16 protein-coding genes are annotated in these 14,624 nt (G+C 60.9%); 3 read left to right on the forward strand and 13 right to left on the reverse strand.

Annotated elements, in window-relative coordinates:
- Positions 1-4: 4 nt before the first annotated feature.
- Positions 5-343 carry a histidine triad nucleotide-binding protein gene (locus ACHPFG_RS28520; RefSeq protein WP_003194682.1) on the forward strand — a complete coding sequence of 113 codons (339 nt, stop codon included), beginning with the start codon at positions 5-7 and terminating at the stop codon, positions 341-343.
- Between the two features lie 117 nt (positions 344-460).
- Positions 461-1,108 carry a 2-polyprenyl-3-methyl-6-methoxy-1,4-benzoquinone monooxygenase gene (gene coq7 / locus ACHPFG_RS28525; protein ID WP_065925371.1) on the forward strand — a complete coding sequence of 216 codons (648 nt, stop codon included), beginning with the start codon at positions 461-463 and terminating at the stop codon, positions 1,106-1,108.
- Between the two features lie 62 nt (positions 1,109-1,170).
- On the opposite strand, the gene ACHPFG_RS28530 is transcribed toward coq7, so the two are convergent.
- Positions 1,171-1,593, reverse strand: a complete 423-nt coding sequence (locus tag ACHPFG_RS28530) for an OsmC family protein (protein ID WP_005792019.1) — start codon at positions 1,591-1,593, stop codon at positions 1,171-1,173.
- 245 nt (positions 1,594-1,838) lie between these two features.
- Here ACHPFG_RS28530 and crp point away from each other — a divergent pair, with 245 nt between their 5' ends.
- Positions 1,839-2,483 carry a cAMP-activated global transcriptional regulator CRP gene (crp, locus tag ACHPFG_RS28535; RefSeq protein ID WP_027605892.1) on the forward strand — a complete coding sequence of 215 codons (645 nt, stop codon included), beginning with the start codon at positions 1,839-1,841 and terminating at the stop codon, positions 2,481-2,483.
- Here crp and ACHPFG_RS28540 read toward each other — a convergent pair.
- From ACHPFG_RS28540 to ACHPFG_RS28595, 12 genes are all read right to left on the reverse strand, one after another.
- Positions 2,480-3,175: a lipoate--protein ligase family protein gene (locus tag ACHPFG_RS28540; RefSeq protein WP_431701062.1), complete on the reverse strand. Its 696-nt coding sequence runs from the start codon at positions 3,173-3,175 to the stop codon at positions 2,480-2,482. The genes crp and ACHPFG_RS28540 overlap by 4 nt on opposite strands.
- Positions 3,176-3,318: 143 nt before the next feature.
- Positions 3,319-4,155: an indole-3-glycerol phosphate synthase TrpC gene (gene trpC, locus ACHPFG_RS28545; RefSeq protein ID WP_131699139.1), complete on the reverse strand. Its 837-nt coding sequence runs from the start codon at positions 4,153-4,155 to the stop codon at positions 3,319-3,321.
- The gene (trpD, locus tag ACHPFG_RS28550) at positions 4,152-5,201 is read right to left on the reverse strand and encodes an anthranilate phosphoribosyltransferase (protein WP_065938244.1); all 1,050 of its coding nucleotides are present in this window, start codon (positions 5,199-5,201) and stop codon (positions 4,152-4,154) included. The genes trpC and trpD overlap by 4 nt, the downstream gene beginning before the upstream one ends.
- Positions 5,202-5,210: 9 nt before the next feature.
- A complete protein-coding gene (locus tag ACHPFG_RS28555) occupies positions 5,211-5,804 on the reverse strand; it encodes an aminodeoxychorismate/anthranilate synthase component II (RefSeq protein ID WP_431701063.1) in 594 nt (197 codons plus the stop codon).
- Positions 5,805-5,813: 9 nt separating this feature from the next.
- Positions 5,814-7,295 carry an anthranilate synthase component I gene (gene trpE / locus ACHPFG_RS28560; RefSeq protein ID WP_131699138.1) on the reverse strand — a complete coding sequence of 494 codons (1,482 nt, stop codon included), beginning with the start codon at positions 7,293-7,295 and terminating at the stop codon, positions 5,814-5,816.
- Between the two features lie 70 nt (positions 7,296-7,365).
- On the reverse strand, positions 7,366-8,184 hold the full coding sequence (locus tag ACHPFG_RS28565) for a phosphoglycolate phosphatase (protein WP_090401823.1): 819 nt from the start codon (positions 8,182-8,184) through the stop codon (positions 7,366-7,368).
- Positions 8,181-8,855 carry a ribulose-phosphate 3-epimerase gene (gene rpe, locus ACHPFG_RS28570; RefSeq protein WP_131699136.1) on the reverse strand — a complete coding sequence of 225 codons (675 nt, stop codon included), beginning with the start codon at positions 8,853-8,855 and terminating at the stop codon, positions 8,181-8,183. The genes ACHPFG_RS28565 and rpe overlap by 4 nt, the downstream gene beginning before the upstream one ends.
- Before the next feature lie 84 nt (positions 8,856-8,939).
- Complete coding sequence (locus ACHPFG_RS28575; protein ID WP_431701064.1) at positions 8,940-10,088, reverse strand: iron-containing alcohol dehydrogenase; 1,149 nt, start codon at positions 10,086-10,088, stop codon at positions 8,940-8,942.
- A 117-nt stretch (positions 10,089-10,205) separates the two neighbouring features.
- Positions 10,206-11,030 carry an ABC transporter permease gene (locus tag ACHPFG_RS28580; RefSeq protein WP_431701065.1) on the reverse strand — a complete coding sequence of 275 codons (825 nt, stop codon included), beginning with the start codon at positions 11,028-11,030 and terminating at the stop codon, positions 10,206-10,208.
- A 12-nt stretch (positions 11,031-11,042) separates the two neighbouring features.
- Positions 11,043-12,290 (reverse strand): ABC transporter permease, encoded by a 1,248-nt coding sequence (locus ACHPFG_RS28585; protein ID WP_431701066.1) that lies wholly within the window; start codon positions 12,288-12,290, stop codon positions 11,043-11,045.
- Positions 12,291-12,383: 93 nt separating this feature from the next.
- On the reverse strand, positions 12,384-13,424 hold the full coding sequence (locus ACHPFG_RS28590; protein WP_053131175.1) for an ABC transporter substrate-binding protein: 1,041 nt from the start codon (positions 13,422-13,424) through the stop codon (positions 12,384-12,386).
- A 43-nt stretch (positions 13,425-13,467) separates the two neighbouring features.
- Positions 13,468-14,580 carry an ABC transporter ATP-binding protein gene (locus tag ACHPFG_RS28595; RefSeq protein WP_053131173.1) on the reverse strand — a complete coding sequence of 371 codons (1,113 nt, stop codon included), beginning with the start codon at positions 14,578-14,580 and terminating at the stop codon, positions 13,468-13,470.
- Positions 14,581-14,624: the final 44 nt, after the last annotated feature.

Raw genomic sequence — 14,624 nt, forward strand, 5'->3', positions numbered from 1 at the left:
AGCTGTGGATACTCTGTTCACCAAGATCATCAACAGAGAAATACCCGCGAAGATTATCTACGAAGATGATCAAGTCCTCGCCTTCCACGATATTGCCCCACAGGCGCCGGTACATTTTCTGGTTATCCCGAAGAAGCCTATCCGCACATTGAATGACTTGACCGAGGACGATAAGGCCCTGGCCGGCCATATTCTGTTCACCGCCCAGCGTTTGGCGGTGGAGCAAGGCTGTGAGAAAGGTTTCCGTGTGGTGATGAACTGCAATGAAGACGGCGGGCAGACTGTTTACCACATCCATATGCATGTACTGGGTCAGCGCCAGATGAATTGGCCACCGGGCTGAACCAGCCCGCAACAAGGGGCGCAGTCCGAGGCTGCGACCCCATGCCCTTGACTCAGGGCAAACGCGTTCCTCTCTCTTGCGGTAAACTGGCCGCCGAGATTCCTCCCGGAGGTCAGCATGACTACCCAACGTCACTACTCGCCGATAGACCGTCTGTTGCTGCAAGCCGACACGGCCATGCGCACGTTGCTGCCCTTCAGCGGCCAACCTTACCGTCCATCACCCGCCATCGTGCAGCCTGATGCGCAGATGAGCGAGACCGAAACCCGTCATGTGGCCGGCCTGATGCGCATCAACCATACCGGCGAAGTCTGCGCCCAGGCGCTGTACCAGGGCCAGGCCCTGACCGCCAAGCTGCCACAGGTACGTGCAGCCATGGAGCACGCGGCCGAAGAAGAAATCGACCATCTTGCCTGGTGTGAACAACGTATCCGTCAGCTGGGTAGCCATCCCAGTGTGCTCAATCCTCTATTTTACGGATTGTCATTCGGCATCGGCGCGGCTGCCGGCCTGATCAGCGACAAGGTCAGCCTAGGTTTTGTCGCCGCGACTGAACATCAAGTGTGCAAGCACCTGGATGAACACCTGGAACAATTGCCGGCCGACGACGAAAAGTCCCGGGCAATTCTTGAGCAGATGCGTATCGATGAAGCGCACCACGCCGAAAGTGCATTGGATGCCGGCGGTTTCCGCTTCCCGGCGCCAGTGCGATTCGGCATGAGCCTGCTGGCCAAGGTCATGACCAAAAGCACCTACCGCATCTGACGAAACCTGCGACTGCAAAAAAGGGCGCTATCGAAGCGCCCTTTTCTTTTGCCGATTGGCGGTCAACCCAACTCGATGATCTCGTAGTCATGGGTGATGGCCACACCCGCCGCGCCGAGCATGATGGACGCCGAGCAGTATTTCTCGGCCGACAACTCGATAGCCCGCTTGACCTGAGCTTCTTTCAACGCCCGGCCCTTCACCACGAAATGCATGTGGATCTTGGTAAACACCTTGGGATCTTCAGTGGCGCGCTCGGCTTCCAGGAAGGCCTCGCAGCTTTCCACGGCCTGGCGAGATTTTTTCAGGATGCTGACCACGTCGAAATTGCTGCAACCGCCCACGCCAAGCAGGAGCATTTCCATCGGGCGTACGCCCAGGTTACGGCCACCGGCTTCCGGCGGGCCATCCATGACCACCACATGGCCGCTGCCCGATTCACCGAGGAACATGGCTTCGCCCGCCCATTGGATGCGTGCCTTCATCGCCCAGACTCCACTGCTAAAAAAGGGTCGCCAGCTTAGCACAGGGCCCGGGCGCAACCGCGCTTCTCATCAAAGCGATCAATAACCGGGCTGACTCGGTAAATTCGCTAATCGAGTCAGAATGTGTCTGTTAAGCTGGCGCCAAATGAGTGGCGTATTGCCACCCTTTATACAGCGTGTATCAATGCCGATACCGCTGAGTACAACAAATCCAACCACCTCGCGCTGCCTTTCGGGATACAACCATGGTTGCTCTTACGCCCATACCCAAGATCAAGAATCTCGACAAGTTGCTGATGCACTGCCAGCGCCGGCGTCATCCCGCCAAGCACAACATCATCTGTGCCGGTGAGCGCTCCGAAACCCTGTTTTTCATTATCAAGGGTTCAGTCACCATCCTGATCGAGGATGAAGACGGTCGCGAAATGATCATCGCCTACCTGAACACAGGGGATTTTTTCGGCGAGCTGGGACTGTTTGAACAAGCAGGGAAGGAGCAGGAGCGCAGCGCCTGGGTGCGGACCAAGGTCGAGTGCGAAGTGGCCGAGATCAGTTACGCAAAATTTCGCGAACTCGCCCAGCAGGACCCCGACATCCTCTACGCCCTCAGCGGTCAAATCGCCCAGCGCCTGCGGGATACCACCCGCAAAGTCGGCGACCTGGCGTTCTTCGACGTCACCGGGCGTGTGGCCCGTTGCCTGCTGGAACTGTGCAAGCAGCCCGATGCAATGACCCACCCCGACGGCATGCAGATCAAGATCACCCGCCAGGAAATCGGGCGCATTGTCGGCTGTTCACGGGAGATGGTCGGCCGCGTGCTCAAGGATCTGGAAGAGCGCAACCTGGTGCACGTCAAAGGCAAGACGATGGTGGTGTTCGGTACCCGTTAACCCGGCAGGAAGCTGGCCAGCATCTGACGGTACAAGGTGTCCAGCCGGCTGATTGCTTCCGGCGCGGGGAAAGCTTCGTGCAGCGCGATATGGCTGTCGGCACGAACCCGCTGCTCCAGGCCGCAGGCTTCGTTGAACCGATTGACCGCCGCGATCAGTTCTTCGCGATCGTTATCCAGCAACAACGCACCGTGCACCAACCCCACCGGGCGCCCCCCGCTTTGCCGCCAGCGCTGGGCAGTGCCGACCATTTTGCGCCCGTTGAGGTTGACGTTGTAACGACCGTCGCAGAATGCGCCTTCGATTTCCCCGACAGAGGCATCGCCGCCCAACTCGATCAGTAAGTCGCAGATGGGTTGGCACAAGCGCAAGTAGCCAGTTTCGATACGATTGTGATCACCTTCACTGCGCGGCGGTGCGTAGACCAAGGCGATATTGACCGTAGCGCTGGACTGCGGCACCGGTTCGCCGCCAGTTTCGCGTAAGAGCACCGGCCAGCCGGCATCCGCAGACACACGGCTGGCGACATCGAAAGCAGGCAATCGGCTCAAGCGGCGTGGCATCACCAATGCCTGATCGCTGGGCTGCCAGAACAACAACCCAAACACCTGCTCACCCGCGCAAACGGCGGCCAACAAGGCTTGCTCGGCGGCAAGGCCTGCTTCAACACGCATCGACACTGGCTGGATCAATCGGCACCTACCTATCTGAATAAACACAAACCCAAATGTGGAAGGGGGCTTGCCCCCGATAGCGGTGTGTCAGTCAAGGATGCTCCAACTGAACCGCCGCCATCGGGGGTAAGCCCCCTCCCACATTTTGATCGCATTTCAAATCAATCGAGCGTCGAACCGCTGACCGCCACGCCACGCTCCGGGAAGAACAGACGCTGCAGTTCCGCCCCTGGGTTCTCGGCGCGCATGAAGGTCTCCCCCACCAGGAACGAATAAACGTCACTGATTTCCATCAGTTCCACATCGGCACGGTTGACGATGCCACTTTCGGTAATCACCAGGCGGTCACGCGGAATACGCGGCAGCAGGTCGAGGGTGTTTTCCAGGCTGACTTCGAAGGTGTGCAGGTTACGGTTATTGACCCCCACCAACGGTGTGTCGAGGGTTTTCAGTGCGCGCTCCAGTTCATCGCCGTCGTGCACCTCCACCAGCACATCCAGGCCAACACTTTTGGCAACGGCCGCCAGCTCAGCCATCTTCACATCATCCAGTGCGGAGACGATCAACAACACACAATCGGCGCCCAAAGCACGGGCTTCAACGATCTGGTACGGATCGACCATGAAATCCTTGCGGATCACCGGCAACTTGCACGCCGCACGGGCCTGCTGCAGGAACAGGTCGGAACCCTGGAAAAAATCGATATCGGTGAGTACCGACAGGCAAGTCGCCCCACCCTTCTCGTAACTGACAGCGATTTCCGCCGGTACAAAGTTTTCGCGAATCACGCCCTTGCTCGGCGAAGCTTTCTTGATCTCGGCAATCACGGCCGGCTGCTTGAGCTTAGCCTGTGCAATCAGTGCCTTGGCAAATCCACGCGGTGCGTCAGCGGCTTTCGCCTGGGCTTCCAATTCGGCCAGGCTCACACGGGCACGGCGCTCGGCAACCTCTTCAGCCTTGCGGGCCAGGATTTTTTCCAGAACGGTCGGCACACTCATCCTTCATTCTCCATCTTGAATACAGCGGTGAATGCTCCCAGCTCTTCGAGCTTTTCACGAGCCAGACCGGTGTGCAGTGCATCGTGGGCCAATTCGACACCTTCCTTAAGACTATAGGCATGATCGGCTGCGTAAAGTGCCGCGCCAGCATTCAGAACAATCATTTCTGCAGCTTTTTGACCGTTCTCAGTCTTGCGACGCCCCAGGGCATCGCGAATCAGTTCCAGCGACGCCGCCGGGCTTTCCACCGCCAGGCCGTGCAGGCTCTGGCTCTTCATGCCGAGGTCTTCCGGCTCGACCCAGTATTCGGTGATCTGGTCATTCTTCAGCTCAGCCACAAACGTTGGCGCCGCCAGGCTGAACTCGTCCAGGCCGTCTTTGGAATGCACCACCAGCACATGCTTGCTGCCCATGCGTTGCAGCACTTCAGCCAATGGCCGGCACAGCGCCTGGCTGAACACGCCCACCACCTGGTGCTTCACACCGGCCGGATTCGTAAGCGGGCCGAGCATGTTGAACAGGGTACGCAGGCCAAGGTCTTTGCGCGGGCCGGCGGCGTGCTTCATCGCACCATGATGGGACTGGGCAAACATAAAGCCGATGCCGACGTTGTCGATGCAGCGCGCCACTTGTACCGGTGTCAGGTTCAGGTAGATGCCGGCCGCTTCCAGCAGGTCGGCACTGCCGCTCTTGCCGGATACCGCACGGTTACCGTGCTTGGCCACGGTGCAGCCCGCCGCCGCGACCACAAAGGAAGAAGCCGTCGAGACGTTGAAGATGTTCGCACCGTCACCGCCGGTGCCGACCACGTCGACCACGCCGTCGAGGGTCTTGAGCTCGACCTTGTCCGCCAGCTCACGCATCACCGAGACGGCGCCGACGATCTCGTCGATGCTTTCGCTCTTCATGCGCATCGCCATCATGAACGCGCCGATCTGCGCGTCGGTGCATTGACCGGTCATGATTTCGCGCATCACATCGCTCATTTCAGCGGTGCTCAGGTCCAGATGGCCGACGATACGGCTCAGGGCAGTCTTGATATCCATGGAAAGTCCTTAGCGCGTGCCGCCGCTCTGCTTGAGAAAGTTGGCGAACAGCTCGTAGCCCTGCTCGGTCAGGATCGATTCGGGGTGAAATTGCACCCCTTCGATGTTCAGTGTCTTGTGACGCAGGCCCATGATCTCGTCGACGGAGCCGTCTTCCAGTTGGGTCCAGGCGGTCAGCTCCAGGCATTCCGGCAAGGTTTCGCGCTTGACCACCAGCGAGTGGTAGCGGGTCACGGTCACCGGGTTGTTGAGCGCATGGAATACGCCCAGGTCCTTATGGAATACCGGGCTGGTCTTGCCGTGCATCACCTGGCGCGCGCGTACCACGTCACCACCAAAGGCCTGGCCGATGGATTGGTGGCCCAGGCAGACGCCCAGGATCGGCAGCTTGCCGGCGAAGTACTTGATGGCTTCAAGGGAAATACCCGCCTCGGTCGGCGTGCAGGGGCCCGGCGAAACCACGATGCGCTCCGGGTTCAGGGCAGCGATTTCGGCCACGGTCAGTTCGTCATTGCGAACCACCTTGACCTCGGCGCCCAGCTCCCCCAGGTACTGCACAACGTTGTAGGTAAAGGAATCGTAGTTATCAATCATCAGCAACATGGGGAAACCTCAAGAATTGGGGGTCTGTTCAGCCAGCGCTACGGCGCGGAACATCGCGCGGCGCTTGTTCAGGGTTTCTTCCCATTCGAGGGCCGGCACCGAGTCAGCGACAATCCCGCCACCGGCCTGCACATGCAGCTCCCCGTCCTTGATCACCGCCGTGCGAATCGCAATAGCGGTGTCCATATTGCCGTTCCAGGCGAAATACCCCACGGCGCCGCCATAGACACCTCGCTTGACCGGTTCCAGTTCGTCGATGATTTCCATCGCACGGATCTTCGGCGCGCCCGATAAGGTGCCCGCCGGCAGAATCGCCCGCAATGCGTCCATCGCAGTCAGCCCGGCTTTTAACTCGCCGGTGACGTTGGACACGATGTGCATCACGTTGGAGTAGCGCTCAATCACCATCTTCTCGGTCAACTTCACCGAACCGATTTCCGAGACACGCCCGGTGTCATTACGGCCCAGGTCGATCAGCATCAGGTGTTCGGCAATTTCCTTGTCGTCGCTGAGCAGGTCTTCTTCGAGCGCCAGATCCGCTTCTTCGGTCGCGCCACGCGGGCGTGTGCCGGCAATCGGGCGCACGGTGATCAGGTTGTCCTCGACACGCACCAGCACTTCCGGCGAGCTGCCCACTACATGGAAGTCGCCAAAGTTGAAGAAGTACATGTACGGCGTCGGGTTGAAGCAGCGCAGCGCCCGGTACAAGTCAATGGGCGCAGCCTTGAAGTCGATGGACATGCGTTGCGACGGCACCACCTGCATGCAGTCACCGGCGAGGATGTATTCCTTGATGGTGTCGACCGCACGCTCATAGTCATCCTGGGTAAAGCTGGAGCGGAACACCGGGTCGGCTGCCGGCGGACGGGTAAGGTCCAGGCCGCGACGCGGGGTGATCGGCTGGCGCAGTTTTTCCAACAGCGCTTCGAGGCTGGCCTGGCCTTGCTCGAAGGCGTCGGCCTGGGACGGGTCGGCGAGCACGATCGCGTGCATCTTGCCGGCGAGGTTGTCGAACACCACCACCGCGTCGGAGACCATCAGCAGAATGTCCGGCACACCCAGCGGGTCCGGGTTCGGGCATTTGCCCAGGCGTTTTTCCACATAGCGCACGCAGTCGTAGCCGAAGTACCCCACCAGGCCGCCGTTGAAGCGCGGCAGGCCTGGGATGGTCGGCACGTTGTAGCGCGCCTTGAAGGCTTCGACGAAGGCAAGCGGGTCTTCGACGTCATGACTTTCGATCTCGACGCCATCATGGGTGATGCTCACATGATGGTCGTGCACCCGCAGCACAGTGCGGCATGGCAGGCCGATGATCGAGTAACGGCCCCACTTCTCACCGCCCTGTACCGATTCCAGCAGGTAGGAGTTGGGCTCGTCAGCCAGCTTCAGGTAGATCGACAGCGGCGTGTCGAAGTCGGCCAGGGTTTCGCAGGCCAGGGGGATACGGTTATAGCCGGCAGCGGCCAAACGCAGGAATTCTTCGCGGATCATGAGGTGCCTCGTGGCGTGAGGGTCTAACAGTCAGGTATGCAAACGTGCCGCAGGGTGCGGCCAGGATCAGTCAGGCGCGCCAACGCCAGCGGGCCAGGGCCTTGATGACTTTCATCCAGAGTTTGCGAGTGACCACCACGATGGAATTTCCAGAAGGGGACGGATCGATGTCGGGCAACGTTATCTCAGCGCCAGCTCCCAAGCAACCGGGGATTAGCAGTCTCAGGTCATCAATCACCAGCGACGGCGACTCTTCGGCGATCGGACGGCCATGGTTGTAGCCGTAACTCAGGGCCACGCACTGCACGCCGGCCGCTTTCGCCGCCAGCACGTCACTGCGCGAATCGCCGACAAACAACGACTGGGACGCCGGAATATTGGCCATTTTCATCACGAAAAACAGCGCCGCCGGGTCGGGTTTCTTCTGCGGCAAGGTATCGCCCCCGATGATCCAGCGGAAATAACGGCCAATTTTCATCTGGTCCAACAGCGGCGCGACGAAGCGCTCCGGCTTGTTGGTGATCAGGGCCATTTCCACGCCCTGCTTGCTCAGCCATTTGAGGGTGTCGCGCACGCCAGGGTAAACCACGGTCAGTTCGTGGCTGCGCTCATAGGCTGCGTTGAACAGCTCCAGGGCGTGCTCGGCCTCAACCTCATCGACACCTTCGGCATCGATGTGATTGGCCAGGGCCCGGCGCACCAGCATCGGCGCACCATTGCCGACCCATTCGCGTACTGACGCAAGCCCCGCCGGCTTGCGCCCCAGCTTGAGCAGCATCTGGTCCACCGCCGCCGCCAGGTCTGGCACCGAGTCGATCAAGGTACCGTCCAGATCGAACATCACCAGCCGTGGCAATTTGCCGGGGAACAACTGCTCAAAGCCGCTCATGGACGCGCCAGCGCCAATTCGGCGCGCATCTTGGCGATGACTTCCTGATAGTCCGGGGCGTTGAAGATCGCCGAACCGGCCACGAAGGTGTCGGCGCCGGCAGCAGCGATTTCACGGATATTGTTGACGTTGACCCCACCGTCGATTTCCAGGCGGATGTCGCGGCCCGACGCATCGATCAGCGCACGGGCTTCGCGCAGCTTGTCGAGAGTGCCGGGGATGAACTTCTGCCCGCCGAAGCCTGGGTTGACGCTCATCAGCAGCACCATGTCGACCTTGTCCATCACGTACTTCAGCACGTCCAGCGGTGTGGCCGGGTTGAACACCAGGCCGGCCTTGCAACCGCCTTCACGGATCAGTTGCAAGGTGCGGTCGACGTGCAGCGAGGCTTCCGGGTGGAAGGTGATGTAGGTAGCACCGGCTTCAACGAAGTCACCGATGATGCGATCCACCGGGCTGACCATCAGGTGCGCGTCGATGGGCGCGGTGACGCCGTACTTGCGCAGCGCCGCGCAGACCATCGGGCCGATCGTCAGGTTGGGCACGTAGTGGTTGTCCATGACATCGAAGTGCACGAAGTCGGCACCGGCGGCCAACACCTTGTCCACTTCCTCACCCAGGCGGGCGAAATCGGCGGAGAGAATCGATGGAGCAATAACGAAGGGCTGCATGACGCACCTTTTTTGAGCTAAATCACGATGGCGCGCATTGTATACCTCATGCTTTGCCCTGCGCACCGTGACCTAACTCAACGGCTAGTACGCCGCCCGATAGATTTTCTCGATATCGGCCGCGCTGAGCTTGCGCGGGTTGTTGCGCATCAAGCGCTCGATACCCGCCGCTTCCGTGGCCATGGCCGGGATGGCGTCCTCGGGAACCCCGAAACTGCGCAGGCCGGAAGGAATCTCCACGGCGGCACACAATCGCGTCATCGCCTCGACGGCCTGATCGGCGGCATCGTTGACACTCAGGCCGCTGACATTCACGCCCATGGCCAGGGCGATGTCCTGCATGCGCTCGACACAGGCCAGTTTGTTCCAGTGCATCACGTACGGCAGCAACAGCGCATTGCTGACGCCATGGGCGATATTGAACCGCCCGCCCAGTGGGTAGGCCAACGCATGCACTGCGCCCACCCCGGCATTGCCGAAGGCCATTCCGGCCATCAGGCTGGCGGTGGCCATATCATCGCGGGCCTGCAGGTTGGCCGGGTTGGCGTAGGCCTTGGGCAGCGCCTTGGCGATCAGCTTGATCGCACCGATGGCCAAGGCATCCGTGATCGGCGAGGCGTTCAGGGAAAGGTAGGACTCAATGGCATGCACCAGCGCATCCACGCCACTGGCGGCGGTGACACCGCGCGGGCAGGTCAGGGTCATTTGCGGGCTGATCAGCGCGACGTCCGGCAGCAGGTAGTCGCTGACGATGCCTTTCTTCAACTGCGCGATCTTGTCGGAGAGGATCGCCACATTGGTCACTTCCGAGCCGGTACCGGCCGTGGTCGGGATGGCGATCAGCGGCGGGCCTTTGCGCGGCACCTGGTCGACGCCGAATAAGTCCGCCAGGGCGCCGTGGTAACCGGCATAGGCGGCGACGCTTTTGGCAATATCGATGGCACTGCCGCCACCCAGGCCGATCAGGCCGTCGTGGCCACCGTCGCGGTACGCCTGCATGCAGTCTTCGACGATGGAGATTTCCGGGTCGGGCAGCACGCGGTCGAAAATCTCGTAAGGGCGTTCACCCAGGTGTTCGAGCGCCAGCGCCACCGTGCCGGACTTGACCAGCGCCGCGTCGGTGACAATCAACGGGTTATCCACATCCAGGCGCGTCAGTTCAGCAGCGAGTTGCTCAATGGCGCCAGCGCCAGTCAGCAATTTGTGGGCGATCTTGAATGAGGAAGTACTCATGTGCGCGGCCTCTTATCGGTGATGGGCTGGCACAAGAGTAGCTGACTGGATCGGGTTGTCTTCCATTCAGGCGCTGAATGGTCACAGCCCCCCTGTGGGAGGGGGCCGTGCTGGGCTTTAGACTTGGGCCGTGCGCAGTTTCTCGCTACGCCCACGCAGCCACTCCAGGGTCAGCAACAGCAACACCGAGAAGGCAATCAGCAAGGTCGCCGCCGCCGCAATCGTCGGGCTGAGGTTTTCGCGGATGCCGCTGAACATCTGGCGCGGCAGGGTCGCTTGCTCGGGGCCGGCGAGGAACAGCGTCACTACTACCTCATCGAACGAGGTGGCGAAGGCAAACAGCGCGCCGGAGATGACCCCCGGTGCAATCAGCGGCAGGGTCACTCGACGAAACGCCGTCAATGGCGAGGCGCCCAGGCTGGCGGCGGCCCGTACCAGGTTATGGTTGAAACCCTGCAAGGTCGCCGACACGGTGATGATCACAAACGGCACCCCGAGCACGGCGTGCACCACGATCAGCGAGAAGAAACTGTTGCCCAGGCCCAGCGGCGCAAAAAACAGGTAGCTGGCCACACCGATAATCACCACCGGCACCACCATCGGCGAAATCACCAGGGCCATCACCAGCGCCTTGCCGGGGAAATTGCCGCGGGTCAGGCCGATCGCCGCCAGGGTGCCGAACACCATGGCCAGCACCGTGGCCGCCGGGGCGACGATGATGCTGTTCTTCAACGCGCGCATCCATTCCGCCGAGGCGAAGAAATCCTCGTACCAGTGCAGCGAGAAACCTTGCAGCGGATACACCAGGAAACTGCCGCTGTTGAACGACAGCGGGATGATGACCAGCACAGGCAATATCAGGAACAACAGGATCAAGCCGCAGAGGATCCGCAAGCTGTAGAACCACACCCGTTCCACTGGTGACATATAAGGGCTCAGCATCGCAAGGTCTCCTCAGCTCAGGCGCAGGCGGCTGGCGCCCACCAGCCGGTTGTAGATCAGGTACAGCACCACGGTCGCCAGCAGCAGCAAGCCGCCCAACGCCGTCGCCATGCCCCAGTTGATGCTGGTGTTGGTGTAGAAGGCCACGAAGTAGCTGACCATCTGGTCGTTCGGGCTGCCCAGCAGCGCCGGGGTGATGTAGTAACCAATGGCCAGGATGAACACCAACAGGCAGCCGGCGCCGACACCGGCATACGTCTGTGGGAAGTACACGCGCCAGAAGCTGGCGAACGGGTGACAGCCCAGGGAGATCGCCGCACGCATGTAGGTGGGCGAGATGCCTTTCATCACGCTGTAGATCGGCAAAATCATGAACGGCAGCAGGATATGCACCATGGAGATGTAGACGCCGGTGCGGTTGAACACCAGCTCCAGGGGTTTGTCGATCAGGCCCATGCCCATCAGCGCACTGTTGATCAGCCCGCCGGATTGCAGCAGCACGATCCACGCCGCCACCCGCACCAGGATCGAGGTCCAGAACGGCAGCAACACCAGAATCATCAGCAGGTTACTTTTGCGCGCCGGCAGGTTAGCCAGCAAATACGCCAGCGGATAAGCCAGCAACAGGCAGATGGCGGTGATCACCAGGCCCATCCAGAAGGTGCGGGCGAAGATGTCCAGGTAGATCGCCTGGTCCGGGGTGGCCGGGGCCACTTCGCCAAGGTCGTCGATGCGGTGATCGACGGCCGCCAGCAGGTAGAACGGTGTCAGGCTGCTGGTATTGCGCCGGATCGCCTGCCAGTACGCCGGGTCGCCCCAGCGTTCATCGAGGTTTTCCAGCGCTGCTTTATAAGAGGCAGGCGCTTCGGTAAACGGCAGCGCCCGCGCGGTTTTGGTCAGCAGGCTGCGATAGCCGGCCAGTTCCATGTTCAAGCGTTTGGAGAGATCGCCCAGGGTCTGGTTTTTGCGCGCCTCGCCCAGGTCCTCACTCAGAGCCTGATACACCGGTTCACCCGGCAGACCACGACCGTCCCAGGCCGTCACCGCCACCACGGTGCGCGGCAGACCGCCCACCACTTCCGGGTTGCCGACGCTTTTAAACAGCAGCGCAACAATCGGCACCAGGAACACCAGCAGCAAAAACAGCACCAGCGGCGCAATCAAGGCCTGGGCCTTCCAGCGATTGAGCCGCTCGGCACGCGCCAGGCGCTGCTTGAGGGTGGGGCTGTTGACCTCGTTCGAGGGAACGGCGATGGCCATGGCTGACTCCGAAACTTGAAAATGAATGCGATCTTTCACACGCAAGAAATCCCTTGTGGGAGAGGGCAAGCCCCCCCACAGGGTTATGCGGTGTTACTTGGCAGCCCAGGAGTTGAAGCGCTGCTCCAGCTGCTCGCCGTTATCGGCCCAGAAGCTCACATCGATCTGCACCTGATTGGCGATGTTCTCTGGCGTAGTCGGCATATCCTTGAGGATGTCCTTGGCCAGCAGCGGCACGGCTTGGGTGTTGGCCGGGCCGTAGGCGATGTTTTCCGAGTAGGTCTTCTGCTGCTGCGGCTGCACCGAGAAGGCGATGAATTTCTTCGCCGCTTCGGCACGGTCCTTGGCCAGGCCTTTAGGGATGGCCCAGGCGTCGAAGTCGTAGATGCCGCCGTTCCACACCACTTTCAGGTTGCTTTCTTTTTGCACGGCGGCGATGCGGCCGTTGTAGGCCGAGCTCATCACCACGTCACCCGAGGCAAGGTATTGCGGCGGTTGTGCGCCGGCTTCCCACCATTGGATCGACGGCTTGAGTTCGTCGAGCTTCTTGAACGCACGGTCCTGGCCATCTTTGCCGGCCAGCACTTTGTACACGTCCTTCGGCGCCACGCCGTCGGCCATCAACGCGAATTCCAGGGTGTACTTGGCGCCCTTGCGCAGGCCGCGCTTGCCCGGGAATTTCTTGGTGTCCCAGAAATCCGCCCAACTGGTTGGCGCAGAAGCCAGTTTGTCCGCGTTGTAGGCCAGAACGGTCGACCATACGAAGAAGCCCACGCCGCACGGCTGGATCGCACCCTTCACATAGTCGGCGCTGTTACCGAACAGTTTCGGGTCCAGCGGCTCGAACATGTCTTCGTCACAGCCGCGGGACAATTCCGGCGATTCCACTTCCACCAAGTCCCAGGACACGCTCTTGGTGTCGACCATGGCTTTGACCTTGGCCATCTCACCGTTGTACTCACCGGCGACAATCTTGCCGTTGCCCGCGCTTTCCCACGGTGCATAGAAAGCCTTGACCTGTGCAGCCTTGTTCGCGCCACCAAAGGACACGACGGTCAGGTCCGGACCGGCCATGGCCTGTGTCGCGCCCATCAAGCTCAGGGCCAGGACGGAATATTTCAGGGATCTCAACATTGTTGTTCTCTCCACGTGCAGGGTTGGTGAAGCCATGGGGCGATCAATTCGCCTCTAGAAGTGGGTCGAGTGCGCGAACGTGCTCGACTTGCCAGCCAATCGGTACCACGTCGCCGACCGCCAGGGCCGGGTCCAGCTCGGCGATCGGTTGTTTCACAAAAAAATCGGCCTTACCGCAGACTTCCAGGCGCACACGCACGTGGTCGCCCAGGTAGATAAATTCCGCCACACGCCCGGAGAAACGGTTGACGCAGCTTTCGCTGGAGCCATTGAGGCTGACACGCTCGGGGCGCACCGACAGGGTCACCGGGCCGCCAATCTGGCCGACGTTCACCGCCAGCGCCTCGACCTTCTCGCCGCGCGCCAGCTCTACCACGCAGCGCTCGCCGGTATGGCTGTGCAGGCGGCCATTGAGGCGGTTGTTTTCACCGATGAAGTTGGCGACGAAGGTGTTTTTCGGCTCTTCATACAAGGTGCGCGGCGCGGCGATCTGCTGGATCTCGCCCTGGTGGAACACCGCCACGCGGTCGGACATGGTCAAGGCTTCGCCCTGGTCGTGGGTCACGTACACCACGGTCACGCCGAGGCGCTGGTGCAGGTGCTTGATCTCCATCTGCATGTGTTCGCGCAATTGCTTGTCGAGGGCGCCGAGGGGTTCGTCCATCAGTACCAGCTGCGGTTCAAACACCAACGCCCGGGCCAAGGCCACGCGCTGTTGCTGGCCGCCGGACAGTTGCGCCGGATAGCGCTGGGCGAAGGCGTCGAGCTGGACCATGCTCAGCACGCGTTTGACCCGCTCGCTGATATCGGTCTTGCTCAAGCCCCGCACCGAGAGCGGGAACGCGAGGTTCTCGGCAACCGTCATGTGCGGGAACAGTGCGTAGTTCTGGAACACCATGCCGATGTCGCGCTTGTGCGGCGGCACGTTGTTGATCGAGCGCCCGGCCAGTTGGATTTCGCCGGCGGTCGGCGTTTCGAAGCCAGCCAGCATCATCAGGCTGGTGGTCTTGCCCGAACCGGAAGGCCCGAGCAAGGTGAGGAACTCGCCCTTGCGAATCTCCAGGTTGAGGTCTTTGACGATCAGGTTCTCACCGTCGTAGCTCTTCTGCACGCCACGAAAGCTGACCAGCACATCATTTGAATCCGCCTCGCTCATACCCGCACCTTTGTGTTTTGGACTGCTGTGGCACAAGCGTAGTC

This window comes from Pseudomonas sp. BR20, assembly GCF_050780135.1.
Taxonomy (GTDB): domain Bacteria; phylum Pseudomonadota; class Gammaproteobacteria; order Pseudomonadales; family Pseudomonadaceae; genus Aquipseudomonas.

What these genes read in the sequence shown, in the direction of transcription:
- coq7 (WP_065925371.1), top strand. Translation starts at nt 461, where the DNA reads ATGACTACCCAACGTCACTACTCGCCGATAGACCGTCTGTTGCTGCAA.
- ACHPFG_RS28530 (WP_005792019.1), bottom strand. Translation starts at nt 1,593, where the DNA reads ATGAAGGCACGCATCCAATGGGCGGGCGAAGCCATGTTCCTCGGTGAA.
- crp (WP_027605892.1), top strand. Translation starts at nt 1,839, where the DNA reads ATGGTTGCTCTTACGCCCATACCCAAGATCAAGAATCTCGACAAGTTG.
- trpC (WP_131699139.1), bottom strand. Translation starts at nt 4,155, where the DNA reads ATGAGTGTGCCGACCGTTCTGGAAAAAATCCTGGCCCGCAAGGCTGAA.
- trpD (WP_065938244.1), bottom strand. Translation starts at nt 5,201, where the DNA reads ATGGATATCAAGACTGCCCTGAGCCGTATCGTCGGCCATCTGGACCTG.
- ACHPFG_RS28555 (WP_431701063.1), bottom strand. Translation starts at nt 5,804, where the DNA reads ATGTTGCTGATGATTGATAACTACGATTCCTTTACCTACAACGTTGTG.
- trpE (WP_131699138.1), bottom strand. Translation starts at nt 7,295, where the DNA reads ATGATCCGCGAAGAATTCCTGCGTTTGGCCGCTGCCGGCTATAACCGT.
- ACHPFG_RS28565 (WP_090401823.1), bottom strand. Translation starts at nt 8,184, where the DNA reads ATGAGCGGCTTTGAGCAGTTGTTCCCCGGCAAATTGCCACGGCTGGTG.
- rpe (WP_131699136.1), bottom strand. Translation starts at nt 8,855, where the DNA reads ATGCAGCCCTTCGTTATTGCTCCATCGATTCTCTCCGCCGATTTCGCC.
- ACHPFG_RS28575 (WP_431701064.1), bottom strand. Translation starts at nt 10,088, where the DNA reads ATGAGTACTTCCTCATTCAAGATCGCCCACAAATTGCTGACTGGCGCT.
- ACHPFG_RS28580 (WP_431701065.1), bottom strand. Translation starts at nt 11,030, where the DNA reads ATGCTGAGCCCTTATATGTCACCAGTGGAACGGGTGTGGTTCTACAGC.
- ACHPFG_RS28585 (WP_431701066.1), bottom strand. Translation starts at nt 12,290, where the DNA reads ATGGCCATCGCCGTTCCCTCGAACGAGGTCAACAGCCCCACCCTCAAG.
- ACHPFG_RS28590 (WP_053131175.1), bottom strand. Translation starts at nt 13,424, where the DNA reads ATGTTGAGATCCCTGAAATATTCCGTCCTGGCCCTGAGCTTGATGGGC.
- ACHPFG_RS28595 (WP_053131173.1), bottom strand. Translation starts at nt 14,580, where the DNA reads ATGAGCGAGGCGGATTCAAATGATGTGCTGGTCAGCTTTCGTGGCGTG.